Source organism: Ensifer sp. D2-11 (assembly GCF_054161295.1).
This window is the reverse complement of the sequence record NZ_CP096433.1, coordinates 837,597-851,962: the sequence shown is the minus strand read 5'-3', so window position 1 is coordinate 851,962 and position 14,366 is coordinate 837,597. Positions and strand designations below refer to the sequence as shown.

The window sequence follows — 14,366 nt, the reverse complement described above, 5'->3', positions numbered from 1 at the left end:
ATCTCGAAATCATGCGTGATCTCGGCCGTCTTCGCGAGCATCGCGGTAGGCCTGCCAACCTCCTCAGTGCTCGAGGGATGAGAGAGAGATCGCAATCCGTGAGATGATTCGCGGAGCGAAGCCCTCGTCACAACCGTTTTCGGCGCCTCAGCCCCGAATGTGCAGTGTCTGCTGATAGACTGCGGTAGAGCGGGCGCCGGAGCGGCAATAGCCAAGCATCGGGCGCTGGAATTCGTCGAGAGCGTCGACCATGCTCTTGACCGCGTCCGCGGTCACGCCCATCGGGCCGACCGGGATATGGGTGATCTCCAGCCCGAGTTCCTGGGCACGCGCGGCGATGGCGTCGAAGGTCGGCTGATCGGGTGCCTCGAAATCCGGGCGATGACAGACGATGGACTTGAAGCCGAGCGCCTTGATCTCGTCGAGGTCGTCGACGGTGATCTGGCCCGAAACCGAGTACTCATCGTTGATCTGGCGAATGTCCATGTGGCGTCCCTCAAGAAAAGCGTTGCCCTGATTTAGGCCCGGCGCCGGGCGGCGTCAATCGAGAAGGCGTCATGAGGAGACGGTGAAAGCCAGGCTATAATCGCGCGATTGGCCGGGTTGAAGAGGATCGAGCTCCCCGTTTGCGGCAAGCTGCGGCCGCTTCGCCAGGCGATGCGAGGCCGGCTCGATGCTGACGACGTTGGCGCCGCCGCGCTGACAACGCCACATCTGCAGGAACGGCAGCGTGTCGGTCCGGAACCGCACACGCAGTGCGCGCCCATTAAGACCCGGCATTGCGGCCAGCGCCACCTCCGACCATCCGTCACAGGCAACGGCCGGACGGCAGAAATGCGCGCTTTCCCCTTCGCCGAAGCGCCAGGGAAGCGATCCGCCGTCGACCGACGGGCTTTCGATCCGCGTTTCCTCGCCGAGCAGCCGGCCGGCGATGTTCATGTGATACATCATCATCGGCGCAAAGGCAGACGAACCGATGTTGATGACGCGGTCCGCAAGCGTCACGGCGTGCGCGGCCGCATCGACTTGCCAGAGGCGCTCGATAGCCGCCCGGCCGCCGCAGGCGAGATCAACTTCGGTGACGGCAGTACAACGATCGCCCGCACCGCACATCTCGGTCCGGCTGACGGGCGTTCCGGCGAGCGAGCCATGCAGGGGATAATATGCGCCGGCGCCGCCTTCCAGAGCCTCGGGATGACGAATGTGCTCGGGACCGCAGGTAAACAGGAAACCCGCGAGCGCGCGGTCGATGCGCGGATCGCCGTCCGAGGGGATCGCCGCGCCCGGCGACAGATCGACACCGGCGACGACGAAGGCCGCGACATCGAGTGCCGAGGACGGGTCGAACAGGAGGTGGCTCGCCGCGCCATCGGCCGCGTTCAAGGTCGTCCGCATTTCACCTCCAGAGAAGGAGCCCGGAATCAGGCAGGGAATCCATGATAGTCGAAGCCTCGGAACCGGGCCATTTCGGCGAGCGTTGCAATGGGCAGGATGTTGGCCTAACTAATTTAACCGGCTGTTCATGATGAATTCACTTTTTTCACATTAACGTCCAAATCGGTATGTACCGCCGCAAAGCAACCGCCATGAAGACAGGTTCCCTAGTGACGCCCGCAACCCGCACCGGCCTTTCGCTCTTCGCAGCACTCGCCCTCATGGCCATGGAGCTTGCGCCCGCCAACGCACAGGATGCCTATGGTGGCTATTGGGGCGGCGGCGACGTGATGCTCGTCACGCCCGAAGGCGACATTCTCGACTATATCCCCGGAGAGGCCGAGGTTCATGCCATGCGCGACCGCCGCGGACGCACGGTGCTCGTGGATCCGTGGGGCAATATCGTCGCCACCGTCGTGCCGAATGACGGCTATGGTCGCGGACAGCGGCGCCGCGAATACGGGCGCGATGGCTATCCCGAGCCCCGCGATCGCGGTTACGGCTATTCCGAGCCCGGCGAGTTTACCGGCGCCATCCCCGAATATCGCGATATTGCGCCCGCTCCGGTCGAGCGCGAGGATCTGCCCAACAGCCTTCCCTCGCTCTCCGATCGCGAGGAGGCTGCCTACGATCCGCAGTACGATGACCCGCTGGCACAGCCGATGCCGCCGGCCATGACGGTGACGGGAAAGTCGCGCGCTGAGATCGCTGCCCTGCAGGTCTTCCTCGACCGCGAGGGCTTTTCTCCCGGCGTGATCGACGGCAAGATGGGCTCGAACGTCACCAAGGCCATCGAAGCCTGGCAGCAGGCAACGGGTGAAACGCTCGATCCGAACAATACCGAAGACATTTTGGAGCGGCTGCGCTTCAACGGCGGCTTGCCGATCACGACCTACACGATCACCGCAGCGGATGCGGCTGGACCCTTTGTCGCCGCCATCCCGGAAGATTACGCCCACAAGGCGCAGCTTCCGCATCTATCCTTCACGTCCGTGACGGAGATGCTCGGCGAGAAGTTCCACATGGACGAGGCCTATCTGCGCGAACTCAATCCCGGTGTCGATTTTTCAATTCCCGGCACTACGATCAAGGTCGTCAATCCAGGCCCGAACAAGAAGGGCAAGGTGGCGCGCATCGTCGCGGACAAGGCCCGCAAGCAGGTGCTCGCCTATGACGAGGCGGGGAAACTGATCGCCGCCTATCCGTCCACCATCGGTTCCTCCGACACGCCGTCGCCTTCCGGTACGGTGCATGTCGAGCGTATCGCCTTCGATCCTGGTTATACCTATAACCCGAAGATCAACTTCCAGCAGGGCGCGAACGACAGGATCCTGCAATTGCAACCGGGTCCGAACGGCCCGGTGGGCACCGTCTGGATCGCGCTGTCGAAGCCGACCTACGGCATTCACGGGACACCGGAGCCGTCGAAGATCGGCAAGACCCAGAGCCATGGCTGCGTCCGCCTGACCAACTGGGACGCGACCGAACTCGGCAAGATGGTGAGCACCGGCGTCACGGTCGAATTCGTCGACTGAGGCACGACAATCAGCCAAGCGTGCCGCGTCAATGCGGTTGATCGCGACGCGCTTGAGCTGCTTCGAAGGCCATACCCCCCTGCCGGTCGCAGCAGCCTCATGACGTCATGAAACATTGTCATGAAAAACTCCGCCGCATTGCCTTTATCACAGGCGAAACACCCCTGACCTTAAGGAACTGTCCGCGATGGCAACGGAGCGTGCTCTCCCCAATCTCTGGCATGCGACGGCACCGGCCGCTCCGCGCACCGCTCCGCTAGCAGGCGACCTGACGGTCGAGGTGGCGATCGTCGGAGGTGGTTTCACGGGCCTTTCGGCCGCGCTTCATCTGGCGGAGACGGGCACCAGAACGGCGGTGATCGAAGCGCGGATGATCGGCTTCGGCGGTTCGGGCCGCAATGTCGGCCTCGTCAATGCCGGCATGTGGGTGCAGCCGGACGACCTGATCGCAACGCTCGGAGCAGCGGCGGGCAACCGGCTTCTCGACGAACTCGGCGACGGCCCGTCATTCGTCTACGATCTCGTTGCGAAACATGGAATCGAATGCGAAGCCGTTCGCAACGGCACGCTGCATATGTCGGTCGGCGCGGAAGGGCTCAAGGAAATCCGGGAGCGCGAGGCGCAATGGAAAAAGCGCGGTGCTCCGGTCGAGGTACTTTCGGCTGAAAAGGCGCACGCGCTTTCAGGGGCCGAGGGCTTCACCGGCGCACTGCTCGACCGCCGCGCCGGAACGATACAGCCGCTCGCCTATGCGCGAGGATTGGCCCGTGCAGCGCTTGCCGCCGGCGCCGAAATCTTCACCGATACCCCCCTCCTTGCAGCCAGCCGCCAAGGCGATCTCTGGAAGTTGAAGACCCCGCGGGGAACGGTAACGGCCCGTCACGTCATTCTTGCGACCAACGCCTATGGGAGCCTTGTCACCGACGTCCCATGGAAGGAGTACCGGCAGGAACTCACGATCCTTCCCTATTTCCAGTTCGCGACCAATCCGCTGCCCGACAACGTGGCCGCGCGGATATTGCCCGAACGCCAGGGAGCCTGGGACACGGGGCTGGTGATGACCTCCTTCCGCATGGACCGGCAGAACCGGCTGATTTTCGGCTCGATCGGCAGGCTGGATGCGATCGCCGCAGGCACGCACCGGGCCTTCGCCGCGCGCTCGGTGCGCAAGCTCTTTCCTTATATCGGGGACTTCCGCTTCGAGCACTGGTGGGACGGCCGCATCGGCATGACGACCAACAATCTGCCGGCCATGCATGTGCTCGCTCCCAACGTCGTATCGATCAGCGGTTATAACGGCCGAGGGATCGCGCCGGGCACCGTCTTCGGGCGGGCGCTTGCCCGCCACGTCACCGGCGATACGTCCGCGGTACCGCTTGCGGAGACGCCGGTCACGCCGGATCCGTGGCGGACTCTGAAGTCCGCCTTCTACCACGCCGGCGCCCAGGCGAAACACTTCATCGACAAACGGTTCTGAACGGCAACCGCCCTTCGCGAGCGATCGCTACGCCGCCCGCGGCAAAGCCGAGCGCAGGCGGGACATCAGGGCGCGGCGTGCGGTCACGGGGAGCAGGTTTTGCACCTCGGCGGCAAGCGCGTATGCGTTTTCGCGCGCCTTGTCGAGATTGCTGACCCGGTTCGGGTCCATCATCTGCAGGGTGCCGCCGCACTCGAAGATTTCGCGATAGGCAACACGCTCCACGATCGGCGTATCGAGGACCGAAACGCCGCGCGAGGCGAGCAGCGCCTTGATCGTCTGCAGCGCCCGCGTCGTCACCAGCGAATTGACGCGCGTCAAGACGACCGAGTGGTTGATGCGCACCCTCGCCTTCTCGCCGATATGGCGGATAAGTTCAAGAATCTGTACGGCGCCCCGCGCGTCCATGGCGCAGCCCTGAACCGGTATCAGCACATGATCGGACAGCCCCAGCGCCAACGCGACGATCGCGTCCTTGGCGCCGGCGAGATCGATGACGATGAAATCGGCCTCACCCTTGAGCTCGCGGATATGACAGGGAAGCGAAGCCGGAGTGACGTGCGAAATCACCTCGAGATTGGCGACACGGCCGGACACTTCGGACCAGCTCGTGATCCAGCGCTGCGGATCGGCGTCCAGTACCACGACGCGATTCCCCTGCCTCGCCAGTTCCGTCGACAGGATCAGCGCCGCGGTCGTCTTTCCCGCACCGCCCTTTGCATTGGCGAATGTGATGACCGCCATTTCTCTCACCTCGTCCTTGCTCGTTTCCGGTCCGCCCAGCTTTGCCCGACGCGCGGTTTTCTTAATAGAACCTTGCAGAACATGGTTAACGAAATGGAAACGTTTGGCCCCCAAAAGTTAACCGGAGGGCGCATTTTCCATTGAAGGGCAACGAAAAAGCCCGGAAAACATGGGTTTTCCGGGCTTGAAAAAATTAACGACGGCTCCCGTCAAATGCATTCGGCGAAGAGCTTTTTCGCGGCATCGAGCGTCAGTTCGACGGGATTGCCGCCGGCCGTCGGATCGACGATCGCCATCTCGGCCATCTCGTCGATACGGTCCGTGCCGACCCCGAGTGCGGAAAGTTTGTCCGGTACGCCGAGTTCCTCCCGGAGCTGCAGCACATAGTCGCAGAAACCGTCGAAGCCGCCCGCAATGCCGAGATAGGCGGCGGCGCGACCGATCTTTTCCTCGATCGCGGAGCGGTTGAACCGCAGGACCGGGGGCATCACCACGGCGTTGGTCATGCCGTGATGGGTGTTGTAGATCGCGCCGACGGGATGCGACAGCGAGTGGATCGCGCCGAGGCCCTTCTGGAACGCGACCGCCCCCATCGCCGCCGCGCTCATCATATTGGCACGGGCTTCGAGGTCCGCTCCGTCCTTATAGGCGCGCGGCAGGTATTCCTTGACGAGCCGCATGCCCTCGAGCGCGATCCCGGCCGACATCGGGTGATAGAAGGGGGACGAATAGGCTTCGAGGCAATGGGCAAAGGCATCCATGCCCGTGCCGGCGGTGATCACCTTGGGCATGCCGACCGTGAGTTCCGGATCGCAGATCGTGACGCCAGGCAGAAACTTCGGATGGAAGATCACCTTCTTCACGTGACTTGCCGAATTGGTGATGACGCTGGCGCGCCCCACTTCGGACCCGGTACCGGCGGTCGTCGGAACGGCGACGATCGGCGCGATACCTCCGACGCTCGCGCGGGTCCACCAGTCGCCGATATCCTCGAAATCCCAGACCGGCCGCGTCTGGCCGGCCATGAAGGCGACGCACTTGCCGAGGTCGAGGCCCGAGCCGCCGCCGAAGGCGACGACGCCGTCATGGCCGCCGTCACGGAACGCTTTCACGCCGGCTTCGAGGTTCCTGTCGTTGGGGTTCGGATCGACGTCCGCGAAGATCGCCCGTCCGAGGCCACCCGCTTCCAGAATATCGAGCGCCTGCTGCGTGATCGCCATCGGGGCAAGTCCGCGATCCGTTACGAGCAGCGGCTTCTTGATGCCGAGCGCCTTGCAGTGGTCGGCAAGCTCCTTGATCCGGCCGGCGCCGAATTTGACGGCGGTCGGATAGCTCCAGTTGGCGGTGATGGTCATGCGGTCACTTTCTTCAGGTGATAGGATTTCGGGCGGGTAAGGTTGTGGAAGCCCAGCACCGAGAGCGAGCCGCCCCGGCCGGTCTCCTTGACGCCGGTCCAGCACAGCGCCGGATCGAGATAGTCGGCGCGATTCATAAAAACCGTGCCGGTTTCGAGGTCACGCCCGATCCGTGCGGCGCGCTCCGCATCCTTCGTCCAGAGCGACGCGGTGAGACCGTACCGGCTGTCGTTCATCAATTCGATCGCCTCGGCGTCGCTCTTCACCTTCATGATGCCCACGGCCGGCCCGAAGGTCTCCTCGCGCATGAACTCCATGGAATGATCGACATCGACAAGGACCTGCGGCGCGAGATAGGCACCGCCATCGTCCTGCGGGAAGAGCTTCGGGTCGATCAGCGCCTTGGCACCCTTGGAGATCGCATCGGCGACCTGATTGCGCACGGTTGCCGCAAAGCGCTTATTGGCCATCGGACCGAGCGTCGTCTCGGGATCGAGCGGATTGCCAAGCTTGTAATTGGAAACCCAGGCGACCGATTTCTCGACAAAGGCGTCATAGAGCGATTCATGCACATAGATGCGCTCGATGCCGCAGCAGCACTGGCCGGAATTGTAGGTCGCGCCGTCCATCAGCGTGTCGACGGCCGCGTCGAGGTCGGCATCCTCCATCACATAGCCCGGATCCTTGCCGCCGAGCTCGAGCCCCAGGCCGGTGAAGGTGCCGGCCGCCGCCCGCTCGATCGACCGGCCGCCTTCGACCGATCCGGTAAAGTTGATGAAGTCGAAGCTCTTGGCGGCAATCAGCGCCGCCGTCGTGTCGTGATCCAGGAACAGATTCTGGAAAACGTCCGCCGGAACGCCCGCCTCTATGAAGGCGCGCACCATGCGCTCGCCGACGAGGATCGTCTGGCTGGCGTGCTTGAGGATCACGGTATTGCCGGCCATCAGCGCCGGCGCGACCGTGTTGATCGCGGTCATGTAAGGATAGTTCCACGGAGCGATGACGAAGACGACGCCATGCGGCTCGCGCGCGATGCGCCGCTCGAAGCGGTCGCTCTCCTCCACGACGAGCGGCTTCAGCGCGTCGGCCGCGATCGAGGCTACGTAATTGGAGCGCTCGTTGAATCCCTTGAATTCGCCGCCATAGCGCACCGGCCGGCCCATCTGCCAGGCGAGTTCCGGCACCACCTCGTCGACCATTTCGTTGAGGCGCGCGACGCCGGCAAGCACCAGCTTCACACGCTCATCGAGCGGGCGCCTGGCCCAGGCCTTCTGCGCGAGGCGCGCATGTGCCACGGCCTGCCCCGCCATCTCCAGCGGCATTGCCGGGCGCTCGGCATAAACCTCGCCGTCGACCGGCGAAACACATCGGATCATCGTCATGATCGTCTTCCTGTTCTCATTTCACAATGAATTCCCCTCCCCAACCCCTCCCCACAAGGGGGAGGGACTTAACCTGCGGCACCGTTCCGCACAGTAATTCGGCCATACCACTTGTGGAGGCATCGGCTTTCGGTAGGAGGGTGCCGCAACGTAACCCCTCCCCCTTGTGGGGAGGGGTTGGGGAGGGGTGTTTTTACGCCCTTTCGAACCCGCGCGCGACCTCCCAGTCGGTCACCCGCCGGTCATATTCCTGCTGCTCCCATTCTGCGGCGTGCACATAATGGTCTACGACCTCTTCGCCGAAAGCGGCGCGCAGCATCTTCGAGCCGGAGAGCGCCTCGCCCGCCTCTCTCAGCGTATGCGGGATCTCGCGCACCTCCTTGCCCTGATAGGCGTCGCCCACGAACGGCGCCTCCAGTTCCATCTTGTTCTCGATGCCGGCAATGCCGGCCGCGATCAGGGCGGCAAAGGCAAGATACGGATTGAGATCGGAGCCGCCGACGCGGCATTCGATGCGGATTGCCTTGCTGCCCTCGCCGCAGAGGCGATAGCCGGCGGTGCGGTTGTCCTTGCTCCAGATCGCCTTGGTCGGAGCAAAGGTACCGGCCATGAAGCGCTTGTAGGAGTTGATATAGGGCGCCAGGAAATAGGTGACCTCGCTCGCATGGGCGAGCTGACCGGCCACATAGTGGCGCATGAGCTCGGACATGCCGTACTGCCCGGTCTTGTCGAAGAACAGCGGCGTTTCGCCGTCCTTGCTCCAGAGCGACTGGTGGATGTGCGACGAGGAGCCGGCGGCCGAGTAGTTCCACTTGGCGAGGAAGGTGATCGCCTTGCCGCGCTGCCAGGCGATTTCCTTGCAGCCGTTCTTGATGATCGCATGCCGGTCGGCCATCGTCAGGGCGTCGGCGTAACGGACATTGATCTCCTCCTGGCCGGCGGACGCCTCGCCCTTGGAGTTCTCGACCGGGATCCCGGCTCCCTGAAGGCCGTTGCGGATCGCCCGCATCACATCCTCTTCCTTGGTCGTCTGGAAGATGTGGTAGTCCTCGTTGTAACCGCTGGCGAGCTGCAGGTCGCGATATCCCGAGAGCCGCGCATCGTCATAGGACTGATCGAAGAGGAAGAATTCGAGCTCGCTCGCCATATAGGCCTTGAAGCCCATGGCTTCGAGGCGCGCCACCTGCTTCTTCAGGATGGCGCGCGGCGAATGCGGCACCTCCGCATGCGTGTCATGGTCCAGCATGTCGCAGAGAACCAGCGCCGTGCCTTCGAGCCACGGAATGCGCCGGAGCGTCGAAAGGTCGGGCTTCATCGTGTAGTCGCCGTAACCTTTCTCCCAGCTCGTCGCCTTGTAGCCGGGCACGGTCTCCATCTCCATGTCCGTCGCAAGCAGGTAGTTGCAGCTATGCGTTTCCTTCCACGCGCTTTCCACGAAGTATTCCGCATGAAAACGCTTGCCCATCAGGCGGCCCTGCATGTCCACCTGGCAGGCGAGCACCGTGTCGATGCGCCCGGCGGCAACATCCTCTTTCAGTTCCTCGAACGAATAGCTCATGAAAGTGTCATCCCATGTTCGGCGCGGCCGTTCCCTTGAACCGCGAAACGAAGCGGGGATCGCGGTCGCGACCCCCACTCTCTTGTTATTGTTCAGGCTTCGCCGACCGCCTTTTCGGCAGCGGCAATCTCCGCCTGGCGGCGCGCAACCTCGTCGCCGATCGGCGGACCGCGGAAACGGCGGTTTTCGAAGGCGAACCAGATGATGCCCGTCACGATCAGGAAGCCGACGGTGATGTAGAGCGCCCAATCGTTCGGCGGCTGAATGCCGAGGACGAAGATCAGCACCATGGCGACGATAGAAAGGATCGCGAAGAGCTTGAACATGCCCTCACCGAGATTCCACGGCCCCATCTTGTCCCACTTCGAGGTTCCCCAGGCGAACAGACCCAGGGTGATCGGGATCGCGAAGGAGAAGAAGAGGAAGATGACGGTGCAGGAGACGACGATCGTGTAAACCGGCGTGTCGCCGATGGAGACGAGCGACGATCCCCAGACGAAGAGCACCGCAAGAATGGAGCCCGTCCAGATGGCCGCCACAGGGGTGCGATAGGTCGGGCTCACCTTTGAAAGCGCCTTGGAAGCCGGCAGGCCGCCGTCCCGCGAGAAGGCGAAGATCATGCGGGAAACCGAGGTAACCGTTGCCAGCCCGCACAGCCACTGACTGACGAAGATGGCGAGGTAGAGAATGTCCTTGATGATCGGATTGACCTGCGCATCCATCGCCCAGAAGAACACGTTCCAGCCCTGCTTGGCCGCCTCGTCCATGTCAGGAATCATCAACACGAAGGAGCAAAGCATTATGTAGCCGAAAAGAGCCGCCCAGAGCACCGAGGAGATCATGCCGCGCGGCACGGAATGTGCGGCCTTCACCGTTTCCTCCGAGGTGTGGGCCGACGCGTCATAGCCGGTGATCGTGTAGATCGGCAGCAGCAGCCCGAGAAGGAACACCCAGGTTCCCGAGGTTTGCGGCCACACATTGCCGCCCGTCTCGCCCGAATAATTGGAGAAGGTGAAAAGGCGGCTGATCTCGTAAGTGTCGGCAGCGGCAAGGCAGACCAGCGCCAGGAGAATGGCGGTAACGAAGATCAGATAGCCCGAGAAGTCGGTGAGTTTCGCCGTCAGTCCGATGCCCATATGGTTCACCAGCGCCTGCGCGCCGGTGATGATCGCCAGGAAGACGATGCGCGTCATCGTCGTGTCCTCGAGACCGAAGTAAGGCGTTCCGAACGAGCCCATGAAGAAATAATAGGTGCCGACATTGATGGCGCCGAGAACGGTGACCAGACCGAGCAAATTGAACCATGCGGTCAGCCAGCCGGTAAAGCGGTTGCCGAGGATCGAACCCCAGTGATAGAGGCCGCCGGCGGTCGGATAGGCCGAGCTGATCTGCGCCATGGCGACCGCGAAGACGAACGAGATGAAGCATCCGAGCGGCCAGCCGATGCCGATCGCGGCGCCTCCGGCCCCGGATGTCGCCTGCGCCAGCGAGTTGATGCCGCCCGACAGAATGCAGATGATCGAGAAGGAGACGGCGAAATTCGAGAACTGGCTCATTCGCCGTTCGAGTTCCTGGGCATAGCCCATCGAATGCAGGATCTGCATATCCTGCTTCTTATCGACTTCGGTGTAGTCTGACATCCTTTTCCCCTGTTTCTCCAAGACCGCCGCGCCATTGCGGAAGATCATGTCACCCTGCTCCGGAAACCGGAGCAGCACCGCGGCTTTGGCCGCTCCCCCAGGGTCTTCTAGTGCGCCGGAAGGGCAGCTACGCTCTTCGCGAGCAGCCCCGCCAGATAATCGGCCATGACCCTTTGGCCGATTCTATCGCGGATGAGATCGTTGCGGATCTCGATCATGACGTTCGGCACGCCGAAGCGGATGCCGTATTCGATCAGGCTGTGCGTCACACCGTCTGCCGGCCCGTAAGGCTCGTTGCGGCGGACGTCGTATCCCGCCTCGCCGATGGCTGCGGCGGCAAGCATGCCGTCTGCGAGCCGGCCGTCGGCATCGTGCAGAATGCCTAACTCGACTGTCCGCGGCTTGCCGAAATAGATCGGAGTGAAACTATGCATCGTCACGAGAACCGGCCGCCTGCCTGCGGCCTTGCGGTCTGCAACCGCGCGCGTGACCGCCTCGTGAAACGGCAGATAGATCTCCTCCACCCGCGAACGCCGCTCTGCCGCCGACATGCTCCTGTTGCCGGGCACGTCATAGACCTCGCTGAGGACAGGCATCGCCGCGTCGGACTCCGGCGGCCTGTTGCAATCATAGGCGAGCCGCGAAAAGCGTTGGTGGATCAGCGTGCCGTCGAGCTTCTCGCAGAGCAATCGGGAGACCGCCAGTGCGCCGGGATCCCAGGCGACATGACTCTCGAGCGCCTCTTTCGAGAGCCCGAGCGTTCCCAAACGTTCGGGCATGCGGTTCGAGGCATGCTCGCAGACGAAGAGGAATTCTCCCTTCGCTTGCGCATTCTCGATCGCGACCGGGTCGCCCTCTGCCTCAGTCAAAAGTCCCGTCAAAACCGGCTCCCCAATGCCTCGTCAGACGATGATTGTGAAGAGAATTCTTCACGAATCGGCAGGTGTCAATGGAAAACTGAAACGATCTTTTCAAAATTGCGATTGACTCCGATTGTGACAGCGATGTTTAATTTCCTACAAGCTGGCAAAGACCGGCCGAGGGGCGAACATTGAGCGGCAACACGGCTTCCATGACGGTGTCGGATGTGATCAACGCACATTTCGCCGCGCTGACGCGCGCCGAAAGGCAGTTGGCGGAGACACTTCTCGACAACTACCCGGTCTCCGGTCTCGGTTCGATCACCACGGTCGCCGAGAACGCCGGCGTTTCGACGCCGACGGTCGCCCGCATGGTCCAGAAACTCGGTTTTCGCGGTTTCCCGGACTTCCAGGCGCGACTCCACCAGGAGCTCGAGGCGACGATCTCCAATCCCATCGCGAAACATGATCGCTGGGCGGCCAGCGCGCCGGGAACCCATACGCTCAACCGTTTCGCCGATGCGATCATGGGCAATATGCGCCAGACTCTGTCGCAGATCGAGCCGGCGGAGTTCGACACGGCCGCAGCACTCGTCGCCGACCTGAAACGCAAGGTCTATCTCGTCGGCGGGCGCATCACCCGCTCGATTGCGGACTATCTCTTCACCCATCTCCAGGTCATCCGCACCGGGGTGACGCAGATCGCCGCCAATCCGAGTTCGTGGCCGCACTACGTGCTCGACATGAAGGCGGGAGACGTCCTGATCCTGTTCGATATCCGCCGCTACGAGCAGGAGATGGAAACGCTCGCCCGCTTCGCCCGCAACCGCGGCGTCGAGATCATCCTTTTTACCGACCAGTGGGGCTCTCCCGTCGCCAAGTCTTCGTCCAAGGTCTTCCGCGCCCGGATCGAGGTTCCCTCGGCCTGGGACAGTTCGGTCATGCTGCTCTTCCTCGTGGAGGCGCTGGTCGAGGCCGTGCAGAGCTCGAACTGGGATGAAACCCGGGGCCGGATGAAGACGCTGGAGGGCCTTTTCGATTCGACCCGCATTTTCCGAAAGCCGGTCTAGGAGGGCTCCGGCGGCTTGAATTCCTGATGGAAGAGCATTCAGGCGACTTTCGAATGCAACCGGAGCGGATTGATCCGAAGCCGACATATCTGCCGCAGACGGGACAAAGCCTGTCACATAGGCTTCATCGCATATCTTTAACTGCATCGGCGAAATTGACTGAAAACCCAATAAGGAGAACGCCAGTGATTTCAAGGACTCAACGCCTGCTCTCGCTTTCGACCGCCATGCTGCTCGCAACCACGGCAGCAGCCGTTGCCGAGCCGAGCGAAGAGCTCATCGCAGCCGCCAAGAAGGAAGGCACGCTGACGACAATCGCGCTCCCGCACAATTGGTGCGGGTACGGCGACGTGATCGCCGGCTTCAAGGCCAAATACGGCATCGAAGTCAACGAACTGAACCCGGATGCGGGCTCCGGCGACGAGATCGAGGCGATCAAGGCCAACAAGGGCAACACCGGCCCGCAGGCCCCCGACGTCATCGACGTCGGCCTCTCTTTCGGCCCCTCGGCCAAGGCCGAAGGCCTGATTCAACCCTATAAAGTGTCGACCTGGGACACAATCCCGGACACGGCCAAGGATCCGGAAGGCTATTGGTACGGCGACTATTACGGCGTTCTCTCCTTCGTGGTGAACACCGATATCGTCAAGGACGTGCCGAAGGACTGGGCGGACCTCAAGAAGTCCGACTATGCGAACTCGGTCGCACTCGCCGGCGATCCGCGCGCATCCAACCAGGCGGTGCAGGCGGTCTACGCCGCCGGCCTTGCGGCCGGTGAAACGGATGCGGCCAAGGCCGGCGAAGCCGGCCTGGCGTTCTTCGCCGAGGTCAACAAGGCCGGCAACTTCGTCCCGGTCATCGGCAAGTCCGCCTCGCTTGCGCAGGGCTCGACGCCGATCATCATCGCCTGGGACTATAACGGCCTCTCCTGGCGCGACAGCCTGAACGGCAACCCGCCGGTCGAAGTCGTCGTCCCGGCCTCCGGCGTCGTCGCCGGCGTCTATGTGCAGGCGATCTCCGCCTTCGCTCCGCATCCGAACGCCGCCAAGCTCTGGATGGAGTATCTCTATTCGGACGAAGGTCAGCTCGGCTGGCTGAAGGGCTATTGCCACCCGATCCGCTTCAACGACCTCGTCAAGAACGGCAAGGTTCCGAAGGAGATGCTCGACAAGCTGCCGCCGGCCGAATCCTACGAAAAGGCCGTGTTCCCGACACTCGACGAGCAGGCCAAGGGCAAGGAAGCGATCACCACCAAGTGGGATAGCGTCGTCGGCGCGAGCGTGCAGTAACTGCCATTGCGTGCCTCCCCGC

General features: G+C 62.8%; 12 protein-coding genes. 4 read left to right on the top strand and 8 right to left on the bottom strand.

Annotated elements, in window-relative coordinates; translation table 11 throughout:
- Positions 1 to 147: 147 nt before the first annotated feature.
- Entirely contained in the window at positions 148 to 486 is a 339-nt protein-coding gene (locus M1D34_RS04060) for a protein tyrosine phosphatase family protein (RefSeq protein ID WP_010969769.1), read from the bottom strand.
- 69 nt (positions 487 to 555) lie between these two features.
- Entirely contained in the window at positions 556 to 1,395 is an 840-nt protein-coding gene (locus M1D34_RS04055; RefSeq protein WP_498780797.1) for a DUF4432 family protein, read from the bottom strand.
- Between the two features lie 167 nt (positions 1,396 to 1,562).
- Here M1D34_RS04055 and M1D34_RS04050 point away from each other — a divergent pair, with 167 nt between their 5' ends.
- On the top strand, positions 1,563 to 2,969 hold the full coding sequence (locus tag M1D34_RS04050) for a L,D-transpeptidase family protein (RefSeq protein ID WP_127540315.1): 1,407 nt from the start codon (positions 1,563 to 1,565) through the stop codon (positions 2,967 to 2,969).
- Positions 2,970 to 3,156: 187 nt separating this feature from the next.
- Positions 3,157 to 4,446 (top strand): NAD(P)/FAD-dependent oxidoreductase, encoded by a 1,290-nt coding sequence (locus M1D34_RS04045; protein WP_498780795.1) that lies wholly within the window; start codon positions 3,157 to 3,159, stop codon positions 4,444 to 4,446.
- Between the two features lie 27 nt (positions 4,447 to 4,473).
- On the opposite strand, the gene M1D34_RS04040 is transcribed toward M1D34_RS04045, so the two are convergent.
- The 6 genes from M1D34_RS04040 to M1D34_RS04015 form a co-directional block, all read right to left on the bottom strand.
- Positions 4,474 to 5,190 carry an AAA family ATPase gene (locus M1D34_RS04040; protein WP_003529183.1) on the bottom strand — a complete coding sequence of 239 codons (717 nt, stop codon included), beginning with the start codon at positions 5,188 to 5,190 and terminating at the stop codon, positions 4,474 to 4,476.
- A gap of 209 nt (positions 5,191 to 5,399) precedes the next feature.
- Positions 5,400 to 6,545: an iron-containing alcohol dehydrogenase gene (locus tag M1D34_RS04035; protein ID WP_498780792.1), complete on the bottom strand. Its 1,146-nt coding sequence runs from the start codon at positions 6,543 to 6,545 to the stop codon at positions 5,400 to 5,402.
- Positions 6,542 to 7,927, bottom strand: a complete 1,386-nt coding sequence (locus tag M1D34_RS04030; protein ID WP_498780790.1) for an aldehyde dehydrogenase family protein — start codon at positions 7,925 to 7,927, stop codon at positions 6,542 to 6,544. The genes M1D34_RS04035 and M1D34_RS04030 overlap by 4 nt, the downstream gene beginning before the upstream one ends.
- Before the next feature lie 193 nt (positions 7,928 to 8,120).
- A complete protein-coding gene (locus M1D34_RS04025) occupies positions 8,121 to 9,485 on the bottom strand; it encodes a glutamine synthetase family protein (protein ID WP_498780788.1) in 1,365 nt (454 codons plus the stop codon).
- Positions 9,486 to 9,577: 92 nt separating this feature from the next.
- Complete coding sequence (locus M1D34_RS04020) at positions 9,578 to 11,125, bottom strand: amino acid permease (RefSeq protein ID WP_275597632.1); 1,548 nt, start codon at positions 11,123 to 11,125, stop codon at positions 9,578 to 9,580.
- Between the two features lie 107 nt (positions 11,126 to 11,232).
- Positions 11,233 to 12,006 (bottom strand): N-formylglutamate amidohydrolase, encoded by a 774-nt coding sequence (locus M1D34_RS04015; RefSeq protein ID WP_498780785.1) that lies wholly within the window; start codon positions 12,004 to 12,006, stop codon positions 11,233 to 11,235.
- A gap of 170 nt (positions 12,007 to 12,176) precedes the next feature.
- On the opposite strand from M1D34_RS04015, the gene M1D34_RS04010 reads away from it, so the two are divergent.
- Complete coding sequence (locus M1D34_RS04010; protein ID WP_498780783.1) at positions 12,177 to 13,055, top strand: MurR/RpiR family transcriptional regulator; 879 nt, start codon at positions 12,177 to 12,179, stop codon at positions 13,053 to 13,055.
- Positions 13,056 to 13,240: 185 nt separating this feature from the next.
- A complete protein-coding gene (locus M1D34_RS04005; protein ID WP_003529193.1) occupies positions 13,241 to 14,344 on the top strand; it encodes an ABC transporter substrate-binding protein in 1,104 nt (367 codons plus the stop codon).
- The last annotated feature ends 22 nt before the right edge of the window (positions 14,345 to 14,366 follow it).

What these genes read in the sequence shown, in the direction of transcription:
- M1D34_RS04060 (WP_010969769.1), bottom strand. Translation starts at nt 486, where the DNA reads ATGGACATTCGCCAGATCAACGATGAGTACTCGGTTTCGGGCCAGATC.
- M1D34_RS04055 (WP_498780797.1), bottom strand. Translation starts at nt 1,395, where the DNA reads ATGCGGACGACCTTGAACGCGGCCGATGGCGCGGCGAGCCACCTCCTG.
- M1D34_RS04050 (WP_127540315.1), top strand. Translation starts at nt 1,563, where the DNA reads ATGTACCGCCGCAAAGCAACCGCCATGAAGACAGGTTCCCTAGTGACG.
- M1D34_RS04045 (WP_498780795.1), top strand. Translation starts at nt 3,157, where the DNA reads ATGGCAACGGAGCGTGCTCTCCCCAATCTCTGGCATGCGACGGCACCG.
- M1D34_RS04040 (WP_003529183.1), bottom strand. Translation starts at nt 5,190, where the DNA reads ATGGCGGTCATCACATTCGCCAATGCAAAGGGCGGTGCGGGAAAGACG.
- M1D34_RS04035 (WP_498780792.1), bottom strand. Translation starts at nt 6,545, where the DNA reads ATGACCATCACCGCCAACTGGAGCTATCCGACCGCCGTCAAATTCGGC.
- M1D34_RS04030 (WP_498780790.1), bottom strand. Translation starts at nt 7,927, where the DNA reads ATGACGATGATCCGATGTGTTTCGCCGGTCGACGGCGAGGTTTATGCC.
- M1D34_RS04025 (WP_498780788.1), bottom strand. Translation starts at nt 9,485, where the DNA reads ATGAGCTATTCGTTCGAGGAACTGAAAGAGGATGTTGCCGCCGGGCGC.
- M1D34_RS04020 (WP_275597632.1), bottom strand. Translation starts at nt 11,125, where the DNA reads ATGTCAGACTACACCGAAGTCGATAAGAAGCAGGATATGCAGATCCTG.